Origin of the sequence: Psychrobacter sp. KCTC 72983 (assembly GCF_014280455.1) — a bacterium.
GTDB classification, from domain to species: Bacteria; Pseudomonadota; Gammaproteobacteria; order Pseudomonadales; family Moraxellaceae; genus Psychrobacter; species Psychrobacter pacificensis.
In genome coordinates, this window is the sequence record NZ_CP060390.1 from 467,625 (window position 1) to 494,579 (window position 26,955).

The 26,955-nt window shown below is 45.9% G+C and carries 21 protein-coding genes and 1 pseudogene; 7 read left to right on the forward strand and 15 right to left on the reverse strand.

Annotated elements, in window-relative coordinates:
* Window positions 1–27: 27 nt before the first annotated feature.
* Window positions 28–807: a hypothetical protein gene (locus PSBA01_RS01890; RefSeq protein ID WP_227674292.1), complete on the forward strand. Its 780-nt coding sequence runs from the start codon at window positions 28–30 to the stop codon at window positions 805–807.
* A 101-nt stretch (window positions 808–908) separates the two neighbouring features.
* On the opposite strand, the gene PSBA01_RS01895 is transcribed toward PSBA01_RS01890, so the two are convergent.
* The 14 genes and pseudogenes from PSBA01_RS01895 to ndhC all read right to left on the reverse strand — a co-directional run bounded on the left by PSBA01_RS01895 (window position 909) and on the right by ndhC (window position 18,251).
* Entirely contained in the window at window positions 909–1,724 is an 816-nt protein-coding gene (locus tag PSBA01_RS01895) for a ferredoxin--NADP reductase (RefSeq protein WP_075106358.1), read from the reverse strand.
* Between the two features lie 177 nt (window positions 1,725–1,901).
* Entirely contained in the window at window positions 1,902–3,380 is a 1,479-nt protein-coding gene (gene nuoN, locus PSBA01_RS01900) for an NADH-quinone oxidoreductase subunit NuoN (protein WP_071003293.1), read from the reverse strand.
* 3 nt (window positions 3,381–3,383) lie between these two features.
* Window positions 3,384–5,006, reverse strand: a complete 1,623-nt coding sequence (nuoM, locus tag PSBA01_RS01905) for an NADH-quinone oxidoreductase subunit M (protein WP_186475403.1) — start codon at window positions 5,004–5,006, stop codon at window positions 3,384–3,386.
* 5 nt (window positions 5,007–5,011) lie between these two features.
* The gene (gene nuoL, locus PSBA01_RS01910) at window positions 5,012–6,886 is read right to left on the reverse strand and encodes an NADH-quinone oxidoreductase subunit L (RefSeq protein ID WP_186474908.1); all 1,875 of its coding nucleotides are present in this window, start codon (window positions 6,884–6,886) and stop codon (window positions 5,012–5,014) included.
* Between the two features lie 4 nt (window positions 6,887–6,890).
* Entirely contained in the window at window positions 6,891–7,199 is a 309-nt protein-coding gene (nuoK, locus tag PSBA01_RS01915; protein ID WP_025653102.1) for an NADH-quinone oxidoreductase subunit NuoK, read from the reverse strand.
* 287 nt (window positions 7,200–7,486) lie between these two features.
* A pseudogene (nuoJ, locus tag PSBA01_RS01920) lies at window positions 7,487–8,029 on the reverse strand (NADH-quinone oxidoreductase subunit J); the annotation flags it as partial.
* On the reverse strand, window positions 8,026–8,574 hold the full coding sequence (gene nuoI, locus PSBA01_RS01925) for an NADH-quinone oxidoreductase subunit NuoI (RefSeq protein ID WP_010198902.1): 549 nt from the start codon (window positions 8,572–8,574) through the stop codon (window positions 8,026–8,028). The gene nuoI and the pseudogene nuoJ, both read right to left, overlap by 4 nt.
* Before the next feature lie 55 nt (window positions 8,575–8,629).
* Window positions 8,630–9,622 (reverse strand): NADH-quinone oxidoreductase subunit NuoH, encoded by a 993-nt coding sequence (nuoH, locus tag PSBA01_RS01930; protein ID WP_186475404.1) that lies wholly within the window; start codon window positions 9,620–9,622, stop codon window positions 8,630–8,632.
* Between the two features lie 52 nt (window positions 9,623–9,674).
* Complete coding sequence (nuoG, locus tag PSBA01_RS01935; protein WP_186474910.1) at window positions 9,675–12,755, reverse strand: NADH-quinone oxidoreductase subunit NuoG; 3,081 nt, start codon at window positions 12,753–12,755, stop codon at window positions 9,675–9,677.
* A 10-nt stretch (window positions 12,756–12,765) separates the two neighbouring features.
* Complete coding sequence (nuoF, locus tag PSBA01_RS01940) at window positions 12,766–14,190, reverse strand: NADH-quinone oxidoreductase subunit NuoF (protein WP_186474911.1); 1,425 nt, start codon at window positions 14,188–14,190, stop codon at window positions 12,766–12,768.
* Window positions 14,187–14,696 (reverse strand): NADH-quinone oxidoreductase subunit NuoE, encoded by a 510-nt coding sequence (nuoE, locus tag PSBA01_RS01945; RefSeq protein WP_058024550.1) that lies wholly within the window; start codon window positions 14,694–14,696, stop codon window positions 14,187–14,189. Before nuoE ends, nuoF begins: the two co-directional genes overlap by 4 nt.
* 167 nt (window positions 14,697–14,863) lie before the next feature.
* Window positions 14,864–16,639: an NADH-quinone oxidoreductase subunit C/D gene (nuoC, locus tag PSBA01_RS01950; protein ID WP_186474912.1), complete on the reverse strand. Its 1,776-nt coding sequence runs from the start codon at window positions 16,637–16,639 to the stop codon at window positions 14,864–14,866.
* A 143-nt stretch (window positions 16,640–16,782) separates the two neighbouring features.
* Window positions 16,783–17,451 carry a NuoB/complex I 20 kDa subunit family protein gene (locus tag PSBA01_RS01955; RefSeq protein WP_058024548.1) on the reverse strand — a complete coding sequence of 223 codons (669 nt, stop codon included), beginning with the start codon at window positions 17,449–17,451 and terminating at the stop codon, window positions 16,783–16,785.
* A 176-nt stretch (window positions 17,452–17,627) separates the two neighbouring features.
* On the reverse strand, window positions 17,628–18,251 hold the full coding sequence (gene ndhC / locus PSBA01_RS01960; RefSeq protein ID WP_186474913.1) for an NADH-quinone oxidoreductase subunit A: 624 nt from the start codon (window positions 18,249–18,251) through the stop codon (window positions 17,628–17,630).
* 761 nt (window positions 18,252–19,012) lie between these two features.
* Here ndhC and PSBA01_RS01965 point away from each other — a divergent pair.
* From PSBA01_RS01965 to PSBA01_RS01990, 6 genes are all read left to right on the forward strand, one after another.
* The gene (locus PSBA01_RS01965) at window positions 19,013–21,046 is read left to right on the forward strand and encodes a UvrD-helicase domain-containing protein (RefSeq protein WP_071003273.1); all 2,034 of its coding nucleotides are present in this window, start codon (window positions 19,013–19,015) and stop codon (window positions 21,044–21,046) included.
* A gap of 120 nt (window positions 21,047–21,166) precedes the next feature.
* Window positions 21,167–22,558, forward strand: coding sequence for a magnesium transporter (gene mgtE / locus PSBA01_RS01970; RefSeq protein ID WP_167669402.1), 1,392 nt, complete (start codon window positions 21,167–21,169; stop codon window positions 22,556–22,558).
* A gap of 126 nt (window positions 22,559–22,684) precedes the next feature.
* Window positions 22,685–23,149 carry a dUTP diphosphatase gene (gene dut / locus PSBA01_RS01975; protein ID WP_071003269.1) on the forward strand — a complete coding sequence of 155 codons (465 nt, stop codon included), beginning with the start codon at window positions 22,685–22,687 and terminating at the stop codon, window positions 23,147–23,149.
* 177 nt (window positions 23,150–23,326) lie between these two features.
* Window positions 23,327–25,174, forward strand: coding sequence for a phosphomannomutase (locus PSBA01_RS01980; RefSeq protein WP_186474914.1), 1,848 nt, complete (start codon window positions 23,327–23,329; stop codon window positions 25,172–25,174).
* Between the two features lie 74 nt (window positions 25,175–25,248).
* Complete coding sequence (argB, locus tag PSBA01_RS01985; RefSeq protein WP_186474915.1) at window positions 25,249–26,166, forward strand: acetylglutamate kinase; 918 nt, start codon at window positions 25,249–25,251, stop codon at window positions 26,164–26,166.
* A 13-nt stretch (window positions 26,167–26,179) separates the two neighbouring features.
* Window positions 26,180–26,353, forward strand: a complete 174-nt coding sequence (locus PSBA01_RS01990) for a hypothetical protein (protein WP_186474916.1) — start codon at window positions 26,180–26,182, stop codon at window positions 26,351–26,353.
* Between the two features lie 85 nt (window positions 26,354–26,438).
* On the opposite strand, the gene PSBA01_RS01995 is transcribed toward PSBA01_RS01990, so the two are convergent.
* The gene (locus tag PSBA01_RS01995) at window positions 26,439–26,810 is read right to left on the reverse strand and encodes an arsenate reductase (RefSeq protein WP_186474917.1); all 372 of its coding nucleotides are present in this window, start codon (window positions 26,808–26,810) and stop codon (window positions 26,439–26,441) included.
* Window positions 26,811–26,955 lie beyond the last annotated feature (145 nt).

The following is a 26,955-nucleotide window of genomic DNA, read 5'->3' on the forward strand; positions in this document are numbered from 1 at the left end:
AGCCCTATAATTATAAGGATAATAAGTTTGAGCGACTTTGATAACGTGAATAATTCAGACAGTTTTGACGAGTTCTTTGAGAACATCGGCTATCGTTTTGACGAGTCACTTGATAGTGGTTGGGAGCGTATCGCTCAATCGGTTAAAGACATCTATCATAAAACGACAGACAAACTCGAAGATGAGATATCCCTACCAGTCGCACAAAAATACGTCAACGAGGCGCTACAAAGCTTTGTGACGGATAATGTAAAAGCCATACTAGAGCTGCGCGTTGAAATGCATGATGACTGGTTTCGCTTATACTGTACGGTTGATGCTGGCGGTATTTACGCTGAAGTGGCCAGTAACTTTAGTTTGATACATGTGCAGCTCGATCGTAATGTCCAACGTTTTGTGTTTGGTCAGCAGACGTATACCGATATATTAAATCTACGCTGCGAGTCTTTTGTTAAGCGCCAAGGGATCAAGCTTGCTATTTGGTTTTATCATAGCGTCCTCAAAAAAGACCCATTGGGCTTTATTCTCTCCTACGTCAATATTGCTCGCCCAAAAGATGAAGTGATTTACCTCGATATTAACCGCTGGCTAAAAAACAACAAAAAGATCATGAGTACGTTGTATAAAGTACAGGTCAACTATGGAAAGCTTGAAGAAGAGCAAATGGTTTTGAAGGCGCAGATTAACTACCGTGACTTATTGGCCTCAAGCAATAACGAAGATATCATTAGCGACGATGATGAGCCGCAATTGATGCAAGGCCCCATCAACCCTGTAGACGATGCCACCGAACCCAGCCAAGAATAACGATCCATAAACGATGTCTCCATAAAAAACGCTACATCTCACAGGTTGTTAGCCTGATAGGTGCAGCGTTTTTTATTAAATGAGACAATCGTCAACTGCCCCTACCAATAGTTCTCAACAGCGATATTACCCTCACCGCGTCGATTCATGACCAGACCCAATGTCTTTAATGCCTCTTTGGTATCATCTACCATATCTGGGTTACCACATAGCATGACATGCGTCGTATCGACATCCAAATCGATACCCGCACGCGCTTGCAACGTGCCTTCTAATAACAGCTTTGGCAGACGCTCTGATAACGCGCCGTCGACAGTCTCTCGGGTGACGATAGGAATAAAGATCAGCTTTGCAGGATTATCAACCAGCGAGCCAAAATCGTCTTGCAAGCGCTCGATTTGCTCAACGTACGCAAGCTCATCCGTCGAGCGTGCGCTATAGGCTAGCACGATATGCTCGTAATCTTCCCATGTCTTTAGGTCTTGTAGCATCGACAAAAATGGTGCAAGACCAGTCCCTGTCGCGAGCAGCCACAAATCCTTTGGCAATGGTTTTTGATAACGCGCTAACGTTAAGAATCCAAATGGCATGGTATTAAGCAGTAACTCATCGCCCACTTGTAGATGTTGCAGCTGTGAGGTAAAGGCACCATCAGGAATCACAATGGAGAAAAACTCTAGCACCTCATCGAATGGCGAAGACACAATCGAATACGCTCGAAAGATATCTTCATTCAATGCTTCATCACTTGCCTCAACCTGTTGGTAATATTTTAATTGACTCGGATTGACGCCCAAGCGCACAAACTGTCCGGCAGTAAACTTAAAACTATCAGGACGGCTGACGGTAAAGCTAAATAAATTTGGCGTCCATGTGGTTTTGCTGAGCACCGTTACCGTTTGAATATTATCACTCATAACTGTTCATCACTCATATTTTATTAAATGGTATTTTTATAAGATAAGTTTGCCAAAGACAAAAATTAAGCAAAAAAAGATGCGCCAAGCTTATCATAAAGCGGGCGCATCTTGGTTTTTTAACCGTAACAACAGATAAGCAACAAATGGCTTATCTTATCGCATAAATCATTGAATCTACCAAATACGAGCTAAGCTTGCCCATTCGATCATACTATTTGGCAAAATACCAAAGAACAGGATAATGGCCGTCACCGCAATAACCATAATACCGCCGGTACGAATACCCCATTGTCCGGACACGTCAAACTCGATGAACTGCTTAGGACGCTTGAACAGTGTGAGTAACACGCGCAAGTAGTAGAATAGACCAATCGCACTACCTAGGATAATCATCGCTGCTAAGAACCAGTTGGTTCCTTGTACAGCAGCCAATATCGCAAATAGCTTGGTGATAAAGCCTGCGGTCAATGGAATACCAGCCAGCGACAGCATCATGATAGTCATCACAGCCGTCAATACTGGACGACGCCAGAATAGCCCTTGATAATGTGTCAACTCATCGGCCTCACCAGATAGGCGATATGGACTCGACATCAATGTCACCACACCAAAGGCACCGATAGACGTAAAGGCATACACCGCCATATACATACTAGAAATGCTATCAGCAGCAGCGCCAATACTGACGATAACGATCATCACATAACCCATATGGGCAATGGATGAATAACCCAATAGACGTTTGAGGCTGGTCTGACGCACAGCCAACAAGTTACCTACCAAGATAGACAAGGTTGCCATCACCATTAATAACATTTGCACCGATGGCAATGCTAATAAAGAGGTATCGATTAAGAATCGAACCGCCAGCGCCATCATGGCAACTTTTGAGACAGACGCCAAAAAGGTCGCAATAGGGACAGGCGCGCCTTCATAAACATCTGGTGTCCACATATGAAAGGGAGCAGCCGAGAGTTTAAAGGCGATACCAAACATCATCATCGCCGCACCCAATATCAGCAGTGGCGATTCAAAAATATTACCCAATACCATGCTGATTGGCTTAAATGCCAACGAGCCTACTTCTGCATAGATAAAGGCCATACCCATGAGTAAAGTCGCTGACGCTGTCGCCGACAATACTAGATATTTTAGTCCTGACTCAAGCGAGCGGTTACGCATATAAGTATAAGCGAGCAAACCATATAAAGGCACTGACAGCATCTCAAGACTCATAAAGAATGATGCCATATGCTGCGCACTTACCATGAGTAATGCACCAATGGTCGATAGCAGCATGAGCAAGTATAGCTCTTCTTTATTGTCTTTTAGATCGGCCAAGTACGCATAGGATAGCGTACAACACGCCAAGGCACAAACTAGAACTATCACCATATTGAACTGAGCAAAGTTATCAATCACAAATAACTGCTCAGCATTTGGCGCAATAGCACCGCTTTCAATAAAGCCCGTCATTTGCCCAAGTAACGTAACCAGAGCAATATTCAAACCGACTACGGTGATTGTACCAGTAACCATATGCGAGCGCTTGATAGTGATGGCAATCATCACCACGAGTACCGTAATCACTACGGCGATAATCGGCGCGTAAGGCACAAGCCCTATCAAATCATTCATTGTAATCTCATTCATGACTTAACGTGCCTCCATTACATCAAGCAGTTGCGACGCATCTACCTGTGTCACTTGACTGTATATATATGCATTGTTGATCCACTGCATCGCGTGACTTGAGGTATCAAGGAACGGCTGTGGATATAAACCGAGCCATACCAAACCAGCCGCTAACATCAATAGCAATGACAGCTCGCGCTTGCCCAAATCTTTTAATCGACGTGCAGGCAAACCATGTGACTTAGTCTCTCGCTCTGCCAATGCAGCGATGTTGTTTTCACCAAATAACGCGCGATGAATCAAAATAAGTGAGTATAGACCTGCAAACACTAAGCTGAATGTCGCAAATACCACAAACACAGGATACTGAGCAAAGGAGCCAAACAAAATCATGAACTCGCCAATGAAGTTACCTGTACCTGGAATACCAAGCAGCGCCGCACAGAAGAACATCAAGATCGGTGCGTAGTAACGGAACTGTCCCCACATACCACCCATCAAGGTCAAATCACGTGTATGCAGACGCTCATATAGCTGCCCTGCCATGATAAATAGTGCCGCCGAGCTAAGCCCGTGCGCAAGCATCTGAATCATCAGACCTTGTAAGCTGAGTAATGTTCCAGCATAGATTGCTAGTACCACAAAGCCCATGTGCGAGACACTGGTATACGCTAGCAAACGCTTCATGTCGGTCTGCATAAACGCGAGCCAAGCACCGTAGAAGATACCAATCGTACCTAAGGTTATCGCAATCGGTGCAAACTCTTGTGACGCGGCTGGAAATAATGGTAAGACAAAACGAATCAAACCATAGGCAGCAGTTTTAATGAGCACACCTGCCAAATCCACCGAACCTGCCGTTGGTGCCTGCGCATGCGCATCTGGCAACCAGCCATGAAAAGGTACAATAGGCAACTTCACCGCAAAACCAATGAAGAAGCACAGCATGATGGGATATTCCCAGCCGCCAAGTGACGTACCGAGCAAGTCATTATAGTTAAAGCTGACCACCCCAGTTTGTGCGTAGCTGATAATGACCAATACCAAAATACCGATGAGCATGATAAGCCCAGACGCTTGGGTATAGATAAAGAATTTGGTTGCGGCGTATTCTTTGGTTTTGCCAACCACATCATGACCCCAAAGCGCGATCAAGAAATAGATAGGAACCAGCATCATCTCCCAAAAGAAGAAGAATAAGAACAGATCAATCGCTAAGAAAACCCCGATAACGCCGCCCAAACTCCATAGCAAGTTTAGGTGGAAAAAGCCAACGCGGCGCTGAATCTCATTCCACGAACAGGCAACAGCTGCCACACCAAGCAAGCCTGTTAAGGCTACCATCAGCAGTGACAAACCATCTAGCGCCAAGTGAAAGCTAATACCAAAGCTCGGTATCCACGGCACACTAAATTCAGCGACCCAAGGCACGGCAGCATCTGGCGCGATGACCTGCTTACTCATACCGCTAAAATCACCCTGCTGCCAAAGTACTAATGACAAAGCAAAGGTCAACATCATACCGATCAAGGCAATCCAGCGCGGCAGACGTTTATTAAATCGCTCCACCAACCAGCATAGCAATCCTGCAATAAAAGGAATTGCGATTAATGCTGGCAGCATCCACGTTTGTTGTAACTCCATCATCTTTACACCACCGTTATCATTACCAGCACCAGCAATACAGCCATACCCAAGCCAAAGCTTGTGGCATAACCTCGAAGAGACCCTGTTTGCGTCGCAGACAATACTTTATTACCTGCCGAAGCCAGCTTAGGCAAGATATACCACGTTTTATCGATAGGGTCGGCTTTTAATAAGCGGCCGATGAACAAAAAGGGTTTTACAAAAATTATATCGTATAGCGCATCAAAACCTAGACCGTGATAGCACCAATGATATAGCGCCCCGCCAATACGTGAGCGCTTAAAGCTCATGAGCATGCGACCTTTATTGACGACATATAATAGTGCTGCCAATATCAAACCGGCCACCATCGCACCCATCGCGATATACTCTGCGGTGTGCTTAGCATGGTCTTGACCCGCGACTTCTAATAGATGACCCACGCTCTCTGGCAATACACCTTGTAGTGGCGGCGTAATCCATGCACCAACAGCGGTAGACAATACAAGTAATACCGTCAAAGGTAACCAGTACGACACCCCTGATAGCTTGTGCGCATGGGTTTTTTCTTCACCGAAGAATATGATCCAAATCATACGGAACGTATAGATTGCGGTTAAGAATGCGCCGAACACACCCATATAGAATAGTACTAAGTGACCTGTGGCATAAGTTTCCCAAAGAATCGCTTCTTTAGAATAAAAACCAACGGTAACCCAAGGTATCGCAGCGAGTGCACCGCCACCAATGATATAACACCAAAATACCAATGGTATCTTTTTACGCAGACCGCCCATCTTAAAGATATCTTGCTCGTGATGTACCGCAAGAATAACCGCACCTGATGATAAGAATAGCAATGCTTTAAAGAAAGCATGGGTCATCAAATGGAAGATTGCCCCTTGCCACGCACCCACGCCAAGCGCTAAGAACATATAGCCAATTTGACTCATGGTTGAATACGCAAGGATACGTTTAATGTCTGTTTGCGCGAGCGCACAGAATCCAGCAACGACCAACGTCAATGCCCCGACGCCGCCAACCCAATATAATAAGATGCCTGGGGTCAACTCAAACAATGGATGCAAGCGGGCAATCAGATAAACGCCAGCCGTTACCATTGTTGCCGCGTGAATCAATGCCGATACGGGTGTTGGACCTGCCATCGCATCAGCAAGCCATGTGTGTAGTGGCAACTGCGCTGATTTACCCATCGCGCCGCCAACCAACATCATCGTGGTAAGCATCATCGTTGGGTTATTTACATCGAACACTTCTGGTGCGCGCGTAATAATCTCTTGAATATTAAGCGTACCGAATTCGCGGAATAATAAGAACAAACCAAAGGCTAAGAACACATCACCGACACGCGTGACGGTAAAGGCTTTCATCGCGGCGCGACCGTTGGCTCTGTCATGGTAATAATAACCAATCAATAAGTACGAACAGATACCCACGCCTTCCCAGCCAAGATATAGCAAGAACAAATCATCTGCGAGTACCAGTAACAGCATGCTGGCAACGAACAAGTTCATATAGCTAAAGAAACGGGCAAAGCCAGTGTCGCCTTTCATATACCAAGAGGCAAACAGATGAATCAAAAAGCCAATCCCAGTAATGACGCCTGTCATAGTCAATGCCAAACCGTCAAAGCTCAAGCCAAAATGCGGCGCAAAGTCGCCAACTTGGAACCATGTCCATAGCGGAACTTCAATTACCGTTCCAGCTGGATTGGTAGTCAAAAAGGTATAGCTAACGACTAGCGTACATAATGCTGATAACAGCATGCTACCCACGCCGACAATCGCTGCGACCGTCTCTGATAATTTGTCGCGCATAAAGGCTAAAATCAAAAAGCCAATGAGCGGGAATATAAAGGTTAATGGTAATAAACTCATGACATCATCCTTTCATCTCATTGGCGCTATCGACATCGAGATGCCCACGCTGATGATAAAAACGCAATAATATTGCCAGACCAATTGACGCTTCAGCCGCGGCCAAGGTCAAAATAAAGATAAACATAATCTGCCCGTCTGGATCGACCCAGCGACTACCTGCCACGACAAATGCTAGTGCTGCCGCATTCATCATGATCTCAAGACTCATGAGCATAAATAAGAAGTTACGTCGTACCATGACGCCGCACAGACCAATAGCAAATAAAATACCTGCCAAAATCAGTCCATGGCTCATGGGTATCATACCCAGTACATTTTGCGCCTCAGCAACTGGCTGTACTAAGCCTGCCACCTCGTGGGCAAACGGCACGTTTGACACCTCTTGTGCCACGCTTGCTGCTAGTACCATTAGTCTGCCTCCTTGCGCGTCACTTTGTTCGCACCTGTTCTCATGCCTACCTTCATACCAACATAGTCATGCGGGTCAACATCTTTATATTCATAAGGCTTAGCCATTTCTACGCCATCATGCTGTGTAAGCGCACTGTCATTGTCATATTGTTTGATACTGCCTACACTTGGCTGAACGTCTTGACTCGCATGACCGACGATCTCTTCATCAATCGACTCTTTACCTAAGTGATAAGCGGCAACCAAAGCCGCTAATAGTAACAAAGCTGCAATTTCAACCAGCATGATATATTTGGTAAATAGCACCGTACCGACTGCTTTGGCAGAGATAGTCGTGCCACCCATCATAACGGCTTCATCATGACCCATACCAATCATTGCATAGAGCACAACGGCAACGATTATCGTCAATCCTGTCGGTATCGCCCAAGTACCAGCATCGAGCCAACGCTCTTCGCGCTCTTCATTACTCATGCCCAAGTTCAGCATCATGATAACAAAAACAAATAGCACCATAATGGCACCAGCATAAACAACAATCTCTAGCGCACCTGCAAACGGCGCTCCTAATACAAAGAATATCCCAGCAATTGCCAGCAACGATACAATCATCGATAAGATAGCATGCACTGGATTGGCCTGAGTCACGACGCGCAGACTGGCAAATATCGCCACTGCCGCCAGTGAATAAAACCCAGCCAGTTCAGGATGGTTCAAAATATTCATCATGGTAGCAAGCTCCTTAGATCAATCGGTGCAGACTCGTTTTGTGCTGCACCTTTTGGTTTATCTGCTACCGCCATACCTGTCACACGATAATAGTTATAATCAGGGTATTTACCTGGTCCTGAAATGAGCAAATGCTCTTTTTCATAGACCAAATCTTGGCGCTTATATTCACCCAGCTCAAAATCTGGGGTCATTTGAATCGCTGTCGTTGGACAGGCTTCTTCACACAATCCACAAAAGATACAGCGTGAGAAGTTAATTCGAAAAAACTCTGGATACCAGCGTCCATCTTCACGCTCGGCTTTTTGTAATGAGATACACCCTACCGGACATGCCACCGCACACAAGTTACAAGCCACGCAGCGCTCGTCTCCATCAGGATCACGCGTAAGGACAATACGTCCACGAAAACGCGGCGGCACAGGTACCGGCTCTTCAGGATAAAGGATGGTGTCACGCGGTCTGAGTGCATGACTATTGACCATCCACATGCTGCGGACAATGGTAAATATACCAATGACGGTCTTTTTTATGGTAGTAAACATGGGATTATTATCCTTATCAGCTTTACCCTAGTTCATCAGTGATGGCTAGTAATGACTATAACGTTGGGGAAAAGATCAAAATGACCGCAGCAGTGATTAATAGATTAATCAGCGTTACTGGCAGACATACTTTCCAGCCAAAGTTCATCACCTGATCATAACGCGGACGCATGAGTGAGCCTCGAGCCAAAATAAACATGGTCATAAAGAACAGCGTTTTAATCATGAACCAAAAAACTGGTGGAATAAATGGGATATCTAAATTGAACGGCGCAAGCCAACCGCCAAAGAACAAGCAAGTCATCAAGGCAGAAATCAAGACAACGTTGACATACTCACCAATGAAGAACATACCAAACTTCATGCCCGAATATTCGACATGATAGCCTTCAGCCAGTTCTTGCTCTGCTTCTGGTTGGTCAAATGGATGTCTGTGCGTAACCGCCACACCCGCGACCACAAAGGTTAAAAACCCAAAAAACTGCGGAATGATATACCAGCCGTCGACTTGTGACTCAACAATGGCGCGTAAGTTAAATGAACCTGTCAGTGCAACAACGCCCATCAACGACAAACCTAAAAACACTTCGTAACTGATCGTCTGTGCAGCTGAGCGCAAACCACCGAGTAGCGAGAATTTGTTAGCAGATGCCCAACCACCGAACATCACGGCGTAAACAGCAATACCCGCCATGGCAAAGAAAAACAAAATACCAATATCCCAATCAACCACGCCAAGTGTTGGCGAGATAGGAATAATGGCAAATGAAGCCAGTGCCGTGAACATTGCGACCGCAGGTGCCAAGGTGAACATAAACTTATCAGTAAAGTTTGGTGTCCAATCTTCTTTAAAAAAGATTTTGAGCATGTCAGCGACTAACTGCAACGAACCAAAAGGCCCAACACGGTTTGGACCATAACGATCTTGCCATAATGCCAGCATGCGGCGCTCATAGACAATCATCATTGCGGCAACCAATACCACGACCAAAAAGATGACTAGCGATTGACCCACCAAAAACAGAATAGACCAAGTATCAAAGCTCATGCTACCCGCCAAAAAGCTTGGCACATCAGGGATAATACGGGTAACTTGCATATTACACCTCCTGTGTGGTGGTCGGCGCTGCGTTCATTTGCGCTGTGTCGTTATTGTTCATCATATCGTTAGCCATGCTACCCATCATCGTTACTGGTGCGTCTACTTTACGTACCGACGCTGGCATTGATGGGTGAATAATACTCACCTGCCCGACTGGGTAACCGATACAGCCTTCTGCCAAATAACCAACCAGCTGTACTGGCAAGGTGATTTGTTGCTTATCAATTTCAATCGCCAAGTAATCACCAGCAGCAATATTCCAGTCTTTGGCATCATCTATACCGATACGCCATGCTGCAACTGGCAGCTGCTCTGCGACGATTGGGCTACGTGATGCCATCATTGAGCTGGCATAGATATTATGAATCGGTACTAGCTTCGCTTGGCCTTGCTGTAGGTCAGTTGTATTCGAAGACATGGCTTCTGGCGCCACATATTGACGAGTGGCTAGGCGCTCTAGCTGATCGAACAAACGCACCCCTGGATCACCATTTTTCAGATGTCCGCCGACTTTGTCTTGGTATTTGTTCCATGCTTGTGGTGAGTTCCAACCTGCCGCATTGGCAAAAGGAATCATCGAGCTTGGTGCTTCTTTACCGCTATAACCTTCCATTGAGAAGGTCAAACCAGTGTCCAAATCTTTTGGCTGCATCGGCTCATGCACTGAGATTGGCGCACGCATAGCAGTACGACCTGAGTAACGGCGCGGTTGACGCGCGATTTTCAGACCAGTCATACGGTAGTCCGCTTCAGGCGCAGCGCCTTTGATACCTGCAAGTTTAGGATGGGTGGCAATCAATGCATTGATAACATCATCTAGCTGCGTCCAGTCGACATCACGACCTTCAATACTGCTATGCACAGCATGTATCCAGCGCCAGCCTTCTTTAATACTGCTCATCGGATGGTAGTATTCGTTATCATAAACTTGGAAGAAACGCTGCGCACGACCTTCAGCTGATATCAATGTGCCATCCGCTTCTGCAAAGCTAGCCGCTGGCAGTACGATATCGACGTCCTTATGCCAATCAAGCAGCTGATGATCTAACGCAATGACCGTTTTATCAGTCAGTAGCTGCGTGAGTTTATTGGCATCAATCGCATCTGTTAGCTGGTTTTCTGCAACCACAACCACATCGTAATCAGAGGCTAGCAGCTCTTCAACTGACTGACCGCCAAGCATACAAACGCCCATGCTATTGGCATCAGGAACCGTTAGATAGATACCTGCTTGTGCCTGATACTGTGCGTTCACTTCTTTTAACTCAAGGTTTTCAGCAGGTGGGCGTTCGACATTATCCTGCGCTTCTGTATTTACGCCCGTTTCCGGTTTGTTTGGCTTAGCAGATAAATCTTGGTCTTCTTCAGGTTGGTCATTAGCCGCTTTCGCTTGCGCTGCCTGTACTTTGGCATTATGTGCCTCAACTTGCTGCTGCTCAGTCGCTTTGATTGCTGCACGTTTTTGGGTCAACGCTTGGGTAATCTGTGCTGCTGCTTCTATCAATGCGGTAGAAGATAAGCTGCTACCCGAGACAACTAACGGCTTATCAGCTTGAATCAAGTCATAAGCGATTTGTTTGGCCAACGCTTGCATACCATCAGTCTCAGTACTAACATCAGCATTTTGTTCAGCTGCTTGTGGATCTGCTATGTCTGCTAAGTCATCAGCGAAGCTCGCAATCTCATCAGCGACTTTGAAGCCAAGTTTAGTGATGTCTTCAGGGGTTGCCACTACGCTCACTTTACTGATGTCTTCTAGCTTGGTTTGGGTTACATCGATGACATAGACTGGGCTTAGCGCATCTTGAGCGATACGTTTGACGGGTTCAGCAAGCCAAGGTTGCGTTTGCAGCGCCGCTGCCATTTTCAAACCTTCATTTTTTGCGGCTTGACGTACTGACAGCGCGACACGTGATGACGTTTGCGTGATATCTTCACCTAATACGAGCACTGCATCATGCGTCTCGATATCAGTCATGCTAGGGTTATAAATGCCTTCAGTGCTAAGCACTTCGATGCACTTATTGACCAGTGCTTGCTGCTGATGATTGAGGCCGGTTGAAAAGTTATCAAATCCAACCAGATTTTTTAGCGCAAAGTTGGTCTCTAAACTGGCACGTGGTGAGCCAATCCCGATAACTTTTTTATCTTTGATACGTTTGATGGTTTCATCAAGTGCGTAGTCAATATTGATTTTGACATGCTTATCATTGATACGTTCAAGCGCTTGGGTTGGACGATCAGCGCGGTTGACATAACCATAACCAAAGCGGCCACGGTCACATAAGAAATAGCGGTTTACGTCGCCGTTGTAGCGGTTTTCGATACGGCGCAATTCACCATAACGCTCGCCCGGTGAGGTATTACAGCCCGCTGAGCAACCATGACAGATGCTTGGCGCATACTGCATGTCCCATTTACGGTTGTAGCGATCAGAATGCGTTTTGTCAGTGAATACCCCAGTTGGACACACTTCGGTTAAGTTGCCTGAAAATTCGCTTTCAAACTGACCATCTTTATCACGACCAAAATACACGCGGTTGTTTGAGCCATAAACACCCAAATCTTCGCCGCCTGCGTAGTCTTTGTAAAAACGTACACAACGATAGCAAGCGATACAGCGGTTCATTTCATGCGCGATGAATGGACCAAGCTCTTGGTTTTGATGCGTGCGTTTGGTAAAGCGATAGCGACGACGGCTATGACCTGACATATAAGTCATGTCTTGCAAATGACAATGTCCACCCTCTTCACAGGTTGGACAGTCATGTGGATGGTTGGTCATGAGTAGCTCAACCATCGACTTGCGGAATGCTTTGGCTTCATCGTCAGTCACAGAGATGTACATGTCATCGCCAGGGGCGACCATACATGACATGACGAGACGACCACGACCTGCTTCCATATCGTCTTTATTCTGGAATTGCTTGACCGCGCACTGACGGCACGAGCCTACTGAGCCTAGGGCTGGATGATAGCAAAAATACGGCACATCAATGCCGAGTGATAAGCAGGCTTGTAGTAAGTTGTCTGCGCTATCTACTTCGACAGTGGTTCCATCAATATGTATGACTGCCATGCCGCTCTCCTTATTTCACTGCTGGCTGTTGGTTGGCTGCCGCATCAATCACATCGACACCAACCGCCTGCGCGATTTTTTGATCAAACTCTGGACGGAAATATTTAATCGCACTCATTAGTGGTTCCATCGCACCTGGAGCATGCGCACAGAATGTTTTACCAATCCATAAGTCACGCGTCAGGCCTTCTAGTTTTTCTACATCGCCCACTTGCCCTTCACCATTATTAATAGCGGTAAGCAGTTTAACGCCCCATGGCAGACCATCACGGCATGGTGTACACCAACCGCATGACTCACGCTGAAAGAAAATCTCAAGGTTACGAAGTAACGGCACCATGTCTTGTGATTCATCGACGACCATAATGAGACCAGTACCCATACGGCTACCAGCATTTTGAATGGTGTCAAAATCTACTACCACATCCAAATGCTCTGCAGTCAAAAAGTCAGTCGATGCGCCGCCCGGCAGCCAAGCTTTGAGCGTTTTACCATCTTTCATACCACCGGCTAAATCTTCAATGATTTCGCGAGCTGTATAACCAAACGGTAATTCCCAAAGGCCTGGATCATTAACTAAACCTGAGCAGCCGAATAGTTTGGTGCCTGGCGTTTTACTTTTGCCTTTAATTTCAGATAACGACTGATACCACTCAACGCCGTGATTCAAAATCGCTGGCATATTACACAAAGTCTCAACGTTGTTAACAACGGTTGGACGACCCCATGCACCAGAGATTTGCGGGAAAGGGGGTTTGGTACGTGGGTTAGCACGGCGACCTTCTAAGCTGTTAATCAATGCGGTTTCTTCACCGCAGATATAACGCCCAGCGCCAGTATGCACATGCAGATTAAAACTAAAATCTGAGCCTAAAATATTGTCGCCCATGAGATTGTTGGCCAAACATTCTTCGATAGCAGCGACCAAACGTTCAGCGGCCAAGATATACTCACCGCGGATAAAGATATAACCGTCAGTGGCACCAATCGCATGCGCGGTAATAAGCATACCTTCAATCAACTGAAACGGTAAACGCTCCATTAATAGACGGTCTTTAAAAGTACCCGGCTCCATTTCATCAGCATTACAGATAAGATAACGCGGCAAACCGTCCGGCGGCGACATAAACGACCACTTTAGACCCGCGTTAAAACCTGCACCGCCGCGACCTCGGACATTGGCGGCTTTAATCATATTGCCGACGTCTTTTGGCGATTTAGATAGCGCTTCTTTTAGACCAGTGAAGCCTTTTAGAGACTCATAAGTGGCTAAATCAAGCACCGCATCATGATGCGCCAAACGCCAAGTCAATGGCTTGGTTTCGCTAGTGGCTGTCGCTTTATCGCCATAAATTGGAACACGCTGTGCATTTAGCTGGCTTGGCGCTTGGCCTTGACCGCGACGAGCAATCTGCTCTGAAATCGTTAAACTCATGCGTATAGCTCCAATAATTGCGCGACCTCGGAGGGCTGGACAGGGCCGTAAGTGTCTTCATCAATTAGTACCGCTGGCCCCTTATCACAGTTGCCCAAGCAGCAAATTGGCAATAGCGTAAAACGTCCATCAGCAGTTGTCTGACCATACTCAATACCCAGCTGTGATCTGATCTCAGCTGACAACGCTTCATAACCTGTCAAATAACAAGCCACGGAGTCACAGATGAGAATCACATGGCGACCGACAGGCTGGCGATAGATACGGTTAAAGAAAGTGGCGACCCCATCCATGTCTGACATCGGGATGTCTAGGATGTTGGCAATAGCGTTTGCTTGCGCATCATCGACCCAGCCGTTGCGCTTTTGCACAATTTTTAGCGCATCTAATGAGGCAGCACGCGCCTGTGGGTAATGGTGCATAAACTCATGAATGGCAGCGATTTCCTCAGTGGTGAGGATGCTTTCCACATCTACTTTTGGCATTTTGTCGGAAACAATTTTCATAATCTTCTGTCTTTCCTCACTCATCCTGCTCTATCACAAGCCAATATCAGTCTACTTAAAACCGTGGTTATATCGACAAGCGACAGCATTTTGGTGTGCCATCAGGCAATAATATATTGATGAACAAATACTTTTTAAGCAGCGGTTTAACCTTAAAGATCAAAATCTTAACGATCGCAGTCCGCCATCACAATATCAATCGATGCCAAATACATAATGGCATCAGAAACCAGTGAGCCATTAATGACCGATGGCATCTGCTGTATATGAGCAAACGTTGGCGTACGGATACGCGTACGATAGCTCATTGTGGCTTTGTCTGAGGTAATATAATAACTGTTCAGACCTTTGGTCGCCTCGACAATCGTCGTACACTCACCCGCTGGCATTACAGGACCCCATGATACGGAGATAAAGTGGTTAATCAGCGTTTCGATATCGTTCAGTGTACGGTCTTTCGGCGGTGGTACGGCCAGTGGATGATCTGCCTTATAAGGGCCTTGTGGCATGTTGTCCATACATTGACGAATGATACGTAATGACTGACGCATCTCCTCAACTTTGACCATACAGCGATCATAAGCGTCACCGTTGTAACCAACTGGCACTGCAAAATCGTAATTCTCATAGCCCATGTAAGGACGCGCTTTACGCATATCGAAATCCACGCCTGTCGCGCGCAGACCAGCGCCCGTCACGCCCCAAGCCAATGCTTGCTTGGCATTGTACTGAGCGACGCCTTGGGTACGACCTTTGAGCACGCTGTTTTGTAGTGCTGCTTTGACATACTCGTCCAGGCGCTTAGGCATCCAATCTAAGAACTCACGCACCAAACGCTGCCAGCCACGTGGCAGATCAGCCGCCGTACCACCGATACGGAACCAAGCCGGATGCATACGGTAGCCTGTCACGGCTTCGATGACGTCATAGGCTTTTTGGCGATCGGTAAACATATAAAATACAGGGGTCATACCACCTGCATCCTGAATGAATGTACCGACGTATAGCAAATTGTTGGTAATACGGAAAAACTCGCTCATCATCACACGGATAGTCTCGGCGCGAGGTGGGACGGTAATCCCAGCGAGCTTTTCGACTGACATGATATAAGGCAGCTCATTCATCACACCGCCTAAATAATCGATACGGTCGGTATAAGGAATAAATGAGTGCCATGTTTGACGCTCAGCCATCTTTTCTGCGCCGCGATGGTGATAGCCAATATCTGGAATACAGTCGACGACTTCCTCGCCATCCAACTGTAGTACCAAGCGAAACGCACCGTGAGCGGAGGGATGGTTAGGACCGATGTTCAAGAACATAAAGTCTTCGTCACGACCTGAGCGCTTCATGCCCCACTCTTCTGGGACAAAACGTAGGTTTTCTTGCTCGTATTGCTGCTTGGCGGTATTCAAGAAATACGGGGTAAATTCAGTCGCACGCGCATGATATTCTTTACGCAGCGGATGACCTTCCCAGTATTTTGGCAATAAAATACGGGTCAAATGCGGATGACCTGTAAAGACAATACCGAACATGTCCCACACTTCGCGCTCATACCAGTTGGCATTTGGCCAAATATTGGTCGCGCTTGGGACATTGAGGTCATCTTCGCTCAGTGCGACCTTGACACGTATATCACTATTGCGCTCAAGCGACATCAGGTGATAAAACACCGTAAAGTCACTGTCAGGCAAACCCGCACGATGCTGACGCAAGCGCTCATCTATCGCTGACAAGTCAAATAGCATGACGTAGGGCTTGGGCAGTTTGCGCAAAAATAAAAGCACGTCTAATAAATCTGCACGCGCCACCCAGACTGTTGGAATCTCATCCACAGTGTGCTGTACGACAAATTTACCAGCATACTTTTGCTCCAGCTCTGTAATGACGGCTGGGACGGGCTTGATCTTAGGATCTGTGTTTTCGACTACCGTGACCATGAATGATGTATTCCTTCATTAATCATAACTGAGCGATGTCAATCACAGTGAGGCTATGTCAGTCATAACCAAACCATGATGAGCGCATAAAATATTGAGGTTGCTAAATCTACATGCTATCTAAATTTAGATGCTGTCTAAACTTAGATGCTGTCTGGGCTACGCAAGTTTTTTACAGCGATACGATCTGCTTGTTTACGGTCACGCTCAGGCGTCATTTGCGGTTGATAGATACCCTGCTCATTGACATGGATGCCCAGCGGACGACGCTCTTTGGTGATAGATTCTTGTAGCAACATCAAGCCTTGAATCAATGCTTCTGGACGCGGCGGACAGCCTGGCACATACACATCAACAGGGATCACTTTATCCACCCCTTGTACGACCGAGTAGATATCATACATGCCGCCCGAGTTGGCACAAGCACCCATAGAGATGACCCATTTTGGCTCAAGCATTTGCTCATAAAGACGCTGAATAACAGGGGCCATTTTGACAAAACATGTACCAGCAACGATCATCACATCTGCCTGACGGGGTGAGGCACGGATAACTTCGGCCCCAAAGCGTGACAAATCATGAACGGCGGTTAAGGTAGTGGCGTATTCAACATAACAGCAAGACGTACCAAAGTTAAATGGCCAGAGCGAGTGCTTGCGCCCCCAGTTTGCTGTCGAATGAACGAGGTCTTCGAGACGACCCATAAAGACGTTTTTATTGACTTCATCTTCGATAGGATCATTGACCGTTTGGCGGGTCTGTGCAGGGTAGGTATCTGCATCAGGGTTGGCTTTTGTTAATGTGTATTTCATAACATACAACCTTTATATTAGGCTTGGCGTCATACTCATCTTGTATACGCTGTCGCCAAAAATTTCGTTATTAATAAGGGGCTAATCATCAGCGATCATCGATATAAACAGACTGCTGTCTTTATCTCGTGCTGCCTGTCTTTACAGATACTATAGTCTACAACCATCAACTGGCATTAACGCGCAGCTCTATCTTTTTGACTAGACGTCGCAAAGTCCACAGACGTCACATTACCTGTGGTATTAATATGATCGATGTTTTGTAGATGACGGCGATTGGTCTCAATATTGTTTGAGACATTGATTTGACCGGATGATTGCGCGGGTACTTTACCAGTAGGATCGACCATCAGCTCATGAGCACCATCAAACTTGGTGATATCTGCTAAGTTAAAGCCAGCAGGCGCGGCATATAAGCGTGCCTTTTTACGCAGCTTGTCAGCAGGTGCCCAGTTCATCGCACCCAAGCTCAGCTCATAAATCAAACCGATAATCAGAATAGTGATAAAGGTAGCAGCAGCGGCAAAACCAAGCCAGCCGGCCTCTCGTACTGACACAGAATACGCGTAGAGATACAGCGCCTCTAAATCGAAAATCACAAAGAAAATCGCGACCAAATAGAATTTAGCAGACAAACGAATACGGGCGTTGCCAGATCCGACAACACCCGCTTCAAATATCTCTTCTTTTTGTAAGCCTTGAGAGCGACCGCCAAGTAAACGCGGTACCACCAGCATAAAGACAACTAGCCCAATGGCGGCTAAGATAAAAGCAACTGCTGACCAATTAAAAGCAGACATGATAATACGTGCTCCTCACCCAATCGAGTGTTAGACACAGCGCAGGCACTGACCCATTAAGGCCGCCTCACGACAGGTATAACGCAGACGAAAACACAAAGCAGTTGTCATTCACTGACACTGTGTTTAAGTAACTGTCATTGAGTCACATGTTAGGTATTTTGCTGGTAATAACCAATTATCAAGCTTATTAACGACGATGTCAGACCTGACCAACGGTAGAGATTCCGGTATGCACGCGGATAAAGGCTGGTCGCCCAACGCATCTTCTAACAACGTAAGATCAACGTATTAAATCAATATCATATCTGACTGCGTACTTAATTGATTTAATAGCTCATTACACGTGGTTAATAATGACGTGACAACTGGCATAAATTATTTATGTACTATACGCATATCAGTGCCTAAAAGCTAGTTTTTAACTGTATTCGACGGTCATTTTCTATGAAACAAAATGTGTTTTTTTTACCAAAAATTATGATATAGACGTTACCTTATATTAACCCCAAATCCATGCTTTGTTCGATACGCAAACGCTGTCACGCTATTTACCAGAAATCAAGTGCGCTCATACCCTATTTTCATCACCCAACTCCTCCCCCAAAGTGACCGTTTTTGCTTTATAATGACCCACCTAATTTTACGATATGTCATCATCAAACCTTAAATTCTATTATCCTTATAAAAAACATTATTAAGATATCAATTGTGCTATATCAGCGCTACCCTCTTTTTGCTTTTGTCTTACAGGTCACGTTATGAGTCAACTCAATCCCAAACAACAAGAAGCCATGCTCTACGTATCCGGCCCACTACTTGTGCTCGCAGGTGCTGGCTCCGGTAAGACCTCGGTGATCACGCGTAAAATTGCGTATCTGATTCAAGAGTGCGACATGCCAGCCGAGCGCATCACAGCGGTGACCTTTACTAATAAGGCGGCACGTGAAATGAAAGCCCGTGTGAGCAAACTGCTCCCAAGCGAAAAAACGCGCGGCTTGACTGTATCGACCTTTCACCAATTTGGCCTGCAGTTTTTGCGCTATGAGCTGATGCATACGCCACTAAAAGGCAACTTCTCTATCATGGACAGCGATGACAGTAAGCGCCTCTTGATGGAGCTGATGATGCGCGACAACTTGAGTGGCGCTGAAAGTCGTGAGCTGGTTGGTAAAGCCATCAAGATGATCTCTGATTGGAAAAACGATTTGATTGAGCCTGACAAGGCGATGGAGACGTTAGACGATCCAGAAGACATGATTTTTGCGACCTTGTATGCGCTTTATGAGCGTAACTTGCGTGCGTATAATGCCGTCGATTTTGATGACTTGATTGTACTGCCGACCAAAATCTTGCGTGAAAATAGAGAGCTGCGAGACAAATGGCAAAACCGTATTCGTTATCTATTGGTCGATGAGTATCAAGATACCAATACCGCCCAGTATGAAATGATTAAGCATCTGGTTGGTCCGCAAGGTCGTTTTACCGTGGTAGGTGATGATGACCAATCTATCTATGCGTGGCGCGGGGCGAAGCCTGAAAACATGGCACTGCTAAAAGAAGATTTCCCAAAACTAAAAATCGTCATGCTTGAGCAAAATTATCGCTCAACCACCCGTATCTTGACCTCTGCCAATGCCGTTATTCTGAACAACGAGCATTTATTTGAAAAAAAACTGTGGTCAGATAAAGGTCAAGGCGAAAAAATTCGGATTATCAACTGCCGTAATGATGATGATGAATCTGAGCGCGTCGCCAAAGAAATCGTCACGCACAAATTGCGTTTTGGTAATGAGTGGGAGCAGTATGCAGTACTCTACCGCAGTAACTTTCAGGCACGAATGCTTGAGGCACAATTGCGCCAGCTACAAGTCCCTTATAAGCTATCAGGCGGTCAATCGTTCTTTGCGCGTAGTGAAATCAAAGACATCATGGGCTATCTACGCTTGATTTTGAACCCTGAAGATGACAGCGCGTTTTTACGTATTATCAATACACCCAAGCGCGGTATGGGACCTGCTACGCTAGAAAAGCTTGGCTTATTTGCTCAAGAGCATAGTATCTCGCTACTGGCTTCTTGTACTCATGCCGGCTTGGCTCATGTGTTGCCGTCAAAAGCGTATGGCACGATCAAAGAGTTTGGCGAGTTCATCGAGCACTATACACGTGAGCTCGATCAACACCCTGATCCTGTGCCAATCGTACGCCAAATGATTGATGAGACGGGTTATATAGATTTTGTCCGTAGCGATGCCAAAACCCCGCAGCAAGAAAAAAACCGTATTGATAATATCGATATGCTCTATACCAGTATCCAATCTCTCATTAATCGCGCAGAAGAAGACGAAGACCGCACGATTGATACCATCATTCGTAAGCTGGTCTTGCTCGATATGCTCGAGCAGCAGCAAGAAGAAGAGAACACCAACAAAGTCAATCTAATGACCTTGCATGCTGCAAAAGGTTTGGAGTTTGATTTTGTTTATATCATGGGGCTTGAAGAAGAGATGCTACCGCATCGTAACTCTATTATGAGTGAGACGATCGAAGAAGAGCGTCGTCTGATGTACGTAGGCATCACCCGCGCGCGTCGTGAGCTGACTTTGACGCTTGCGGCCCAGCGCCGTGCCGGTGGTCAGATGCGCGTGACCTCAGAGTCCAGATTTTTGGACGAGCTACCTGAAGATCATGTTGACTGGCCCGCCAAGGCCAAAAAGAAAAAAGCCATCAAAGACCCAGAAGCGGTCGCTGATGAGTACTTAGCCAATATTCGCGCTTTATTGGGTAAGCGCTAACATCAATATTGACAGTGCTGATGCCAAAAAGAACTGACTCGGCAAACGCTAACCCGACGTTTTGCCATTTGCTATTATTAACACTTTATAAAAGATATTGGAATCCTTATGCCTACCTCGATGCCCGATCAGGAACGACCATCAGTGCTACCAGGAGATTATAATCCGGCTGAATACAGTGCCGAATATAAACTGCTGTATTTGCAGGATTTGGTTGCTGATAAAGCATATGAGGCGATTACAGAGTTTTTAGAAAAGCAGTCTGAGTATGAAATTGCAAGCCTACTAGAGTCTTTCCCGACTCAAAACCGCCTACTCATCTGGGAGCAAGTACCAGAGAGCATTAAAGGTGAGGTACTTGCTGAGCTCGAGTACGATACCCGCCAGCCATTATTAGAGAATATTTCTTCTCAAGAAATCTCGCTATTTACCCAAGATCTTGATGCCCAAGACATCTCTGAGATTTTGGATACTGTCACTGAGAGCGTACGTACCTCAGTCATGGCAACGCTCGATGAAGAAACGCGCGTCCAAGTCAATAAACTTGATACGTATGATGACTGGGAAGTTGGGAGCTACATGGATCCCGATATTATCCAAATACGGGATGATATCTGTCTGGCGGATGTACAGGATTGGCTACGCGAAAACGAGGATCTGCTCGATGACGAAAGCCAAGAACTGCTTGTTGTCGATCAAAGCCAGCAATTACTTGGGCTATTGAGTCTGGTAGATCTGATTAAACATGATCAAAACACCCTAGTCTCAGAACTGATTGATACGGCTATCACCATCAATGATCGCCTAGATATCCAAGATGCTGCAGCGATTTTTCGTTCAGAAGACATTCGTTTCGCCCCCGTGACAAATAGCTATGGCGAGCTGGTTGGACAGCTAAATGGCGAGGACATCATGGAGATTATCCAAGATGATGTCGATAGCACTATGAAAAATCTTGCTGGTGTCAGTCAAGACGAAGAGCTGTTTGCGCCTATTTTGACCAGTGCCAAAAGCCGTAGTGTTTGGCTGGGTATCAATCTATGTACCGCGCTCTTGGCAGCCGCGGTGATTGGACAATTCGAGGAAGTCTTGGCACAAGTGGTGGCGCTGGCGATATTGATGCCTGTGGTCGCCAGCATGGGCGGTATTGCAGGCTCGCAAACCTTGACCGTCGTTATCCGCGGGATGGCAATGGGTCAAATCGGTGGTTCTAACCGAGTCTGGCTCCTTAATAAAGAGCTGTGGGTTGGCGCGATAAACGGTATCATTTGGGCGATCATCATGGCATTTATTGCCCAATTATGGTTTCATGACATCGAAATTAGTGCTGTCATTGGCTTTGCCATTGCGATCAACATGACGGCGGCGAATGTCTCGGGAATTAGTATACCGCTGTTACTTAAGCGCATGAACATTGACCCAGCCTTGTCTGCCTCGGTGATTTTGACCACCGTGACGGATATTGTTGGTTTTATGTCATTTTTAGGCTTGGCGAGTGTGTTAATACTCTAGTGAATTGCTAAATAATAAAGTATCCAATAAAAACACAGCATTGCTATTCATATATCATTGTTGTTTATAAAATATTGTTAAATAGTCTTAATTTATAAAACTTCTAAATCGTTAAGTGAGTGTGTTATGCAAGCTGTACAAGTGAAAGTAGTCAATCCTAAAATTATTGAAGATGAAGCATTTTCTCTACCGACTCGCGCTACCGATGGCAGTGCTGGTATCGATCTGCGCGCTTGTATTGATGAGCCTTTAACGATCAAAGCAGGCGAAACCCACTTGATCGGTACGGGCCTTGCTGTTTATATTCAAGACCCTAATTATGCCGGTATGATATTGCCACGCTCAGGCCTTGGCCATAAGCACGGCATCGTCTTGGGTAACTTGGTTGGGCTGATTGATGCCGACTATCAAGGTGAGCTGATGGTCAGTATTTGGAATCGCAGTAACGAAGACTTTGTTCTCAACCCAAGCGATCGCATGGCACAGTATATCGTGGTGCCTGTTGCCCGTCCTGAGTTTGAAGTGGTTGCAGAATTCAGTGATGAAAGCGTGCGCGGTGCTGGCGGATTTGGACATTCAGGCCGTCAGTAATTATTCGCTCAATTAATGATCGTTGAGGTGGCGATTTCAGGTTAGCAGTGCCAGTTTAGTGGCTAAAATAATTATTGGGATGGCGACTAAGAGTAATTGTTTACATTAATAGAATGTTACGCTACCCGTTTTGTATTCATAATTACCTATTTACCACGTCAATAAGGAGAATAAGCCATGCCATCTTTTGCGGCGCAGCAATCCTTATTTCGTGCTTATGACATCCGTGGTACAAACACGCATTTCACCGATGAGTTTGTACAAGCGCTGGGCCATCGTTTTGCTCAGCTCTATGGCCCTCAACGCAGCCTATTCACAAAAAATAGTAATGCCCATGCTGCTACTGATGTTACTTGCCCTCCCGATAGCACCATGAATGTTCAAGAGGATACAGTAGCCGAAACTATCGTGGTGATCGGCTACGATATGCGTCATGGCAGCGAATCGATTGCACGTACACTCTCTACTGTATTAGCCCAACAGGGTTTATGCGTTATCCAGCTCGGTCTTGTTACTACACCCATGATGGCGTTTTGGGCAAAGCAGTATCAAGGTCATGGCATTATTGTAACCGCCAGCCACTCTGCCAAAGACATATTGGGTATCAAGTGGTTGGTCAATCATAAATCTCCTAGTAGCTTAGAGATACAAGCCCTTTATCAACAATTAATCTCTCATACTCATTACTTATCTAAAAATCAGGTCGAGCAAGCAACCTTAGACTCAGAACCAGACTCACACTATATAAATATTAGCAGCAATACTGAATTGTCTAGAGCTTTGCTTAAAGAGCTGCTTGCCAAGCAAGTAGCAGATGTCTATATCGCGGCTATTGAGCAAGTCTTTTGCCAGTTGACTCAGGATAATCAGACAGCACCTACAAACAACCGAAAAACAGCGTCTAAGCTTGATTTGGTTGTGGTTATTGATTGTATGCACGGTGCCACTGGCAACATCACTCAGCGCTTATTTGACCGTTTTTGCCAGCATGTCATTGTGCTCAATGACACGCCAGATGGCAGTTTTCCTCTTGGTAATCCTGATCCAGCCGAGCCCAACCGTCTGACAGCGCTGCAGCAAGCTGTTGCTTCTCATTGTGCCGATATTGGTCTGGCATTTGATGGTGATGGTGATCGTCTGATGATCGTTGATAATAACGGCAAAGTGGTCATGCCTGATCACCTACTCTACTTGTTAGCACGCATTGCCATAACAGAACGTCCGGATTCTTTGACCAGCTCCTTAGCGTCTGAGGTGCTATTTGATATTAAATGCGCGCATCATCTGCCAAAGCTACTGGCGGATCTTGGCGCGATGCCAGTGATTAGCAAAACCGGTAGCAGCTTTATGCGCCAACAGGTACAGCATCCTGATAGTCAAATTGTCTTTGCAGGTGAGCTATCAGGGCATTTTATTTTTAATGATGGCCGCTTTATCCCTTATGATGATGCCATATATGCTGCATTGCGCTTACTGCATTGGTTTGTCAAGTCTCGTAATATCTTAGATGATAAAAATGCACTATCAGATATTCTCCAACGCTTGCCCGCCATGGTCAGTACAGCAGATCATTATTTGCCGGTGCCGCAGACTGCTAGGACAGATTGCTCAATCATGGAGCAATTAACCAGGGTTTGTACCTACTTGCAGCAGCTAGCGAGCGTGACGACTCATGCTGATTCGTTTGATATTTCTGATTACCGACTAGACGCCGCCAATCTACCAACGGCTTTATGTGCGTCACCAGTCTGTACTTGCTCCACTATCAGACCCCATATAGCTGTCGAACAAGCCAAGTCTTTATTGCCAGTAGGCACTAGACTTAGCTGCATTGATGGTGTCCGCTTGGATTTTGCGCACGGCTTTGGCGTGTTGCGTCAATCAAATACCAGTAATAGCCTGACTGCGCGCTTCGCTGGTGACAGCATGGATGATCTAAAAGACATTCAAGCAACCTTTGCCACGTTGTGTCGCCCATTTGATGCAGAGCTGGCAACACAGATTATCGCCATGCCTGCTGAATAACGGCATTAAACCTGTATCGATTAAATATGCTAAAAAGAACAACCCATTTAAAACCCGCCCTTTAGGAGTTAGGAATGACACTTAATTTAGATGACGCCAAAAACACCGCTGAAGTATTAACCACCGCACTGCCCTATATTCAGCGCTTTGTTGATAAACTCATCGTGGTGAAATATGGCGGCAATGCCATGACCGATCCTGAACTCGAAAGCTCATTTGCTCGCGATATCGTCTTGCTAAAAACGGTCGGTATACATCCAGTCGTTGTACATGGTGGTGGCCCACAAGTTGATAACTTACTAAAAGAGCTGGGGCGTCAGTCTGATCGTATCGATGGGATGCGTGTGACTGACAAAAGCACGATGGATATCGTAGAAATGGTGCTTGGCGGCAGTGTCAACAAATCGATTGTTAGTTTGATTAACAAGCACGGCGGTCGCGCAATTGGCCTCACGGGCAAAGACGCCAACTTGATCCGTGCCAAAAAACTGATGATGGAAAAAAACGGTAACGACGGTGTCGCGGTGCCTGTCGATTTAGGATTTGTGGGCGACGTAGTCAGTGTCAATAAAGACGTCATCAATATGCTCATTGCCTCTGATTTCATTCCCGTTATCGCACCACTTGGTGTCGATAAAGAAGGCAATACTTATAATATCAATGCAGACCTAGTCGCTGGTAAAGTGGCTGAGTTTTTACAAGCAGAGAAACTGATGCTATTGACCAATATCAAAGGCGTATTGGGCCGTGACGGCGAGGTAGTGACTGGGCTAACACCCAAGAAAGTCGATGCTTTAATCGAAGATGGGACGATCTCAGGCGGTATGATTCCCAAAATACAGTGTGCGCTTGATGCCGTGCGTAGCGGTGTTAAAAGTGCCGTTATCGTTGATGGCCGTGTGCCTCATGCCACGTTACTGGAAATTTTCACTAACGAAGGGGTTGGTACACTGATTAGCCGTGAGATAGACGCCGCTTTGAGCCAATCATAGAAATGAGTAAATCATGCCCTTGTCGCTGTGGTTTATGCTGTTTATATTAGAAACGGTCTATTGTTGGTGGATTATAGGCTATGGCGGCGCAAAGTGGATAGAGGGCTGGAAGTCGTTTTTTATGATTGACTGGTTTGCCCTTGATTGGACAGCGGAGCAAATCCGCCTCTATGTGCTCATTATTTAGGGCTTTAGTGTGATTTGGTTTATTGTTGGCGTTATCAAGCCCGAGCTAAGATTTAATTATTAGCTTGGGCGTTTTATGCCCGTTTTTAACCAAACACACGCTCAAACTCCGCTTCATCAAAACCGTACAGCAATATCGGCTGATCTTTATCTGCTAATTGACCTTCTACAATCGGACGTTTGATCATACTGGTGTTTTCAACCAATAGCTCAATGGCATTGTCTATACTGGCGTCAGCCGCTTGCTTTTGAGCGTCATCAAGTTTGCGCCATGTCGTACCACGCTTATTAAGCACTTTATCAACCCCTAACGCATTTACCCAGCGCTGTACTGTATCTTTATCGATACCTTGTTTTTTATAATCATGAAACTCATAGCTAACGCCTAGCTCGTCAAGCTTATTGAACGCCTTTTTCATCGTGCTACATGATTTGATACCGTAAACGGTGATGGTCATGATGACTCCTTATCATTACTCATAAATACTGGTGAACGTTTCTATTATACCGGAGGCTGACTGGATATAAAAAATACCTCACTTTTAATCGTCAAACCTGATGAGCAAATGCATCATATCGTCGCAATTTTTGCCAAATTACGCT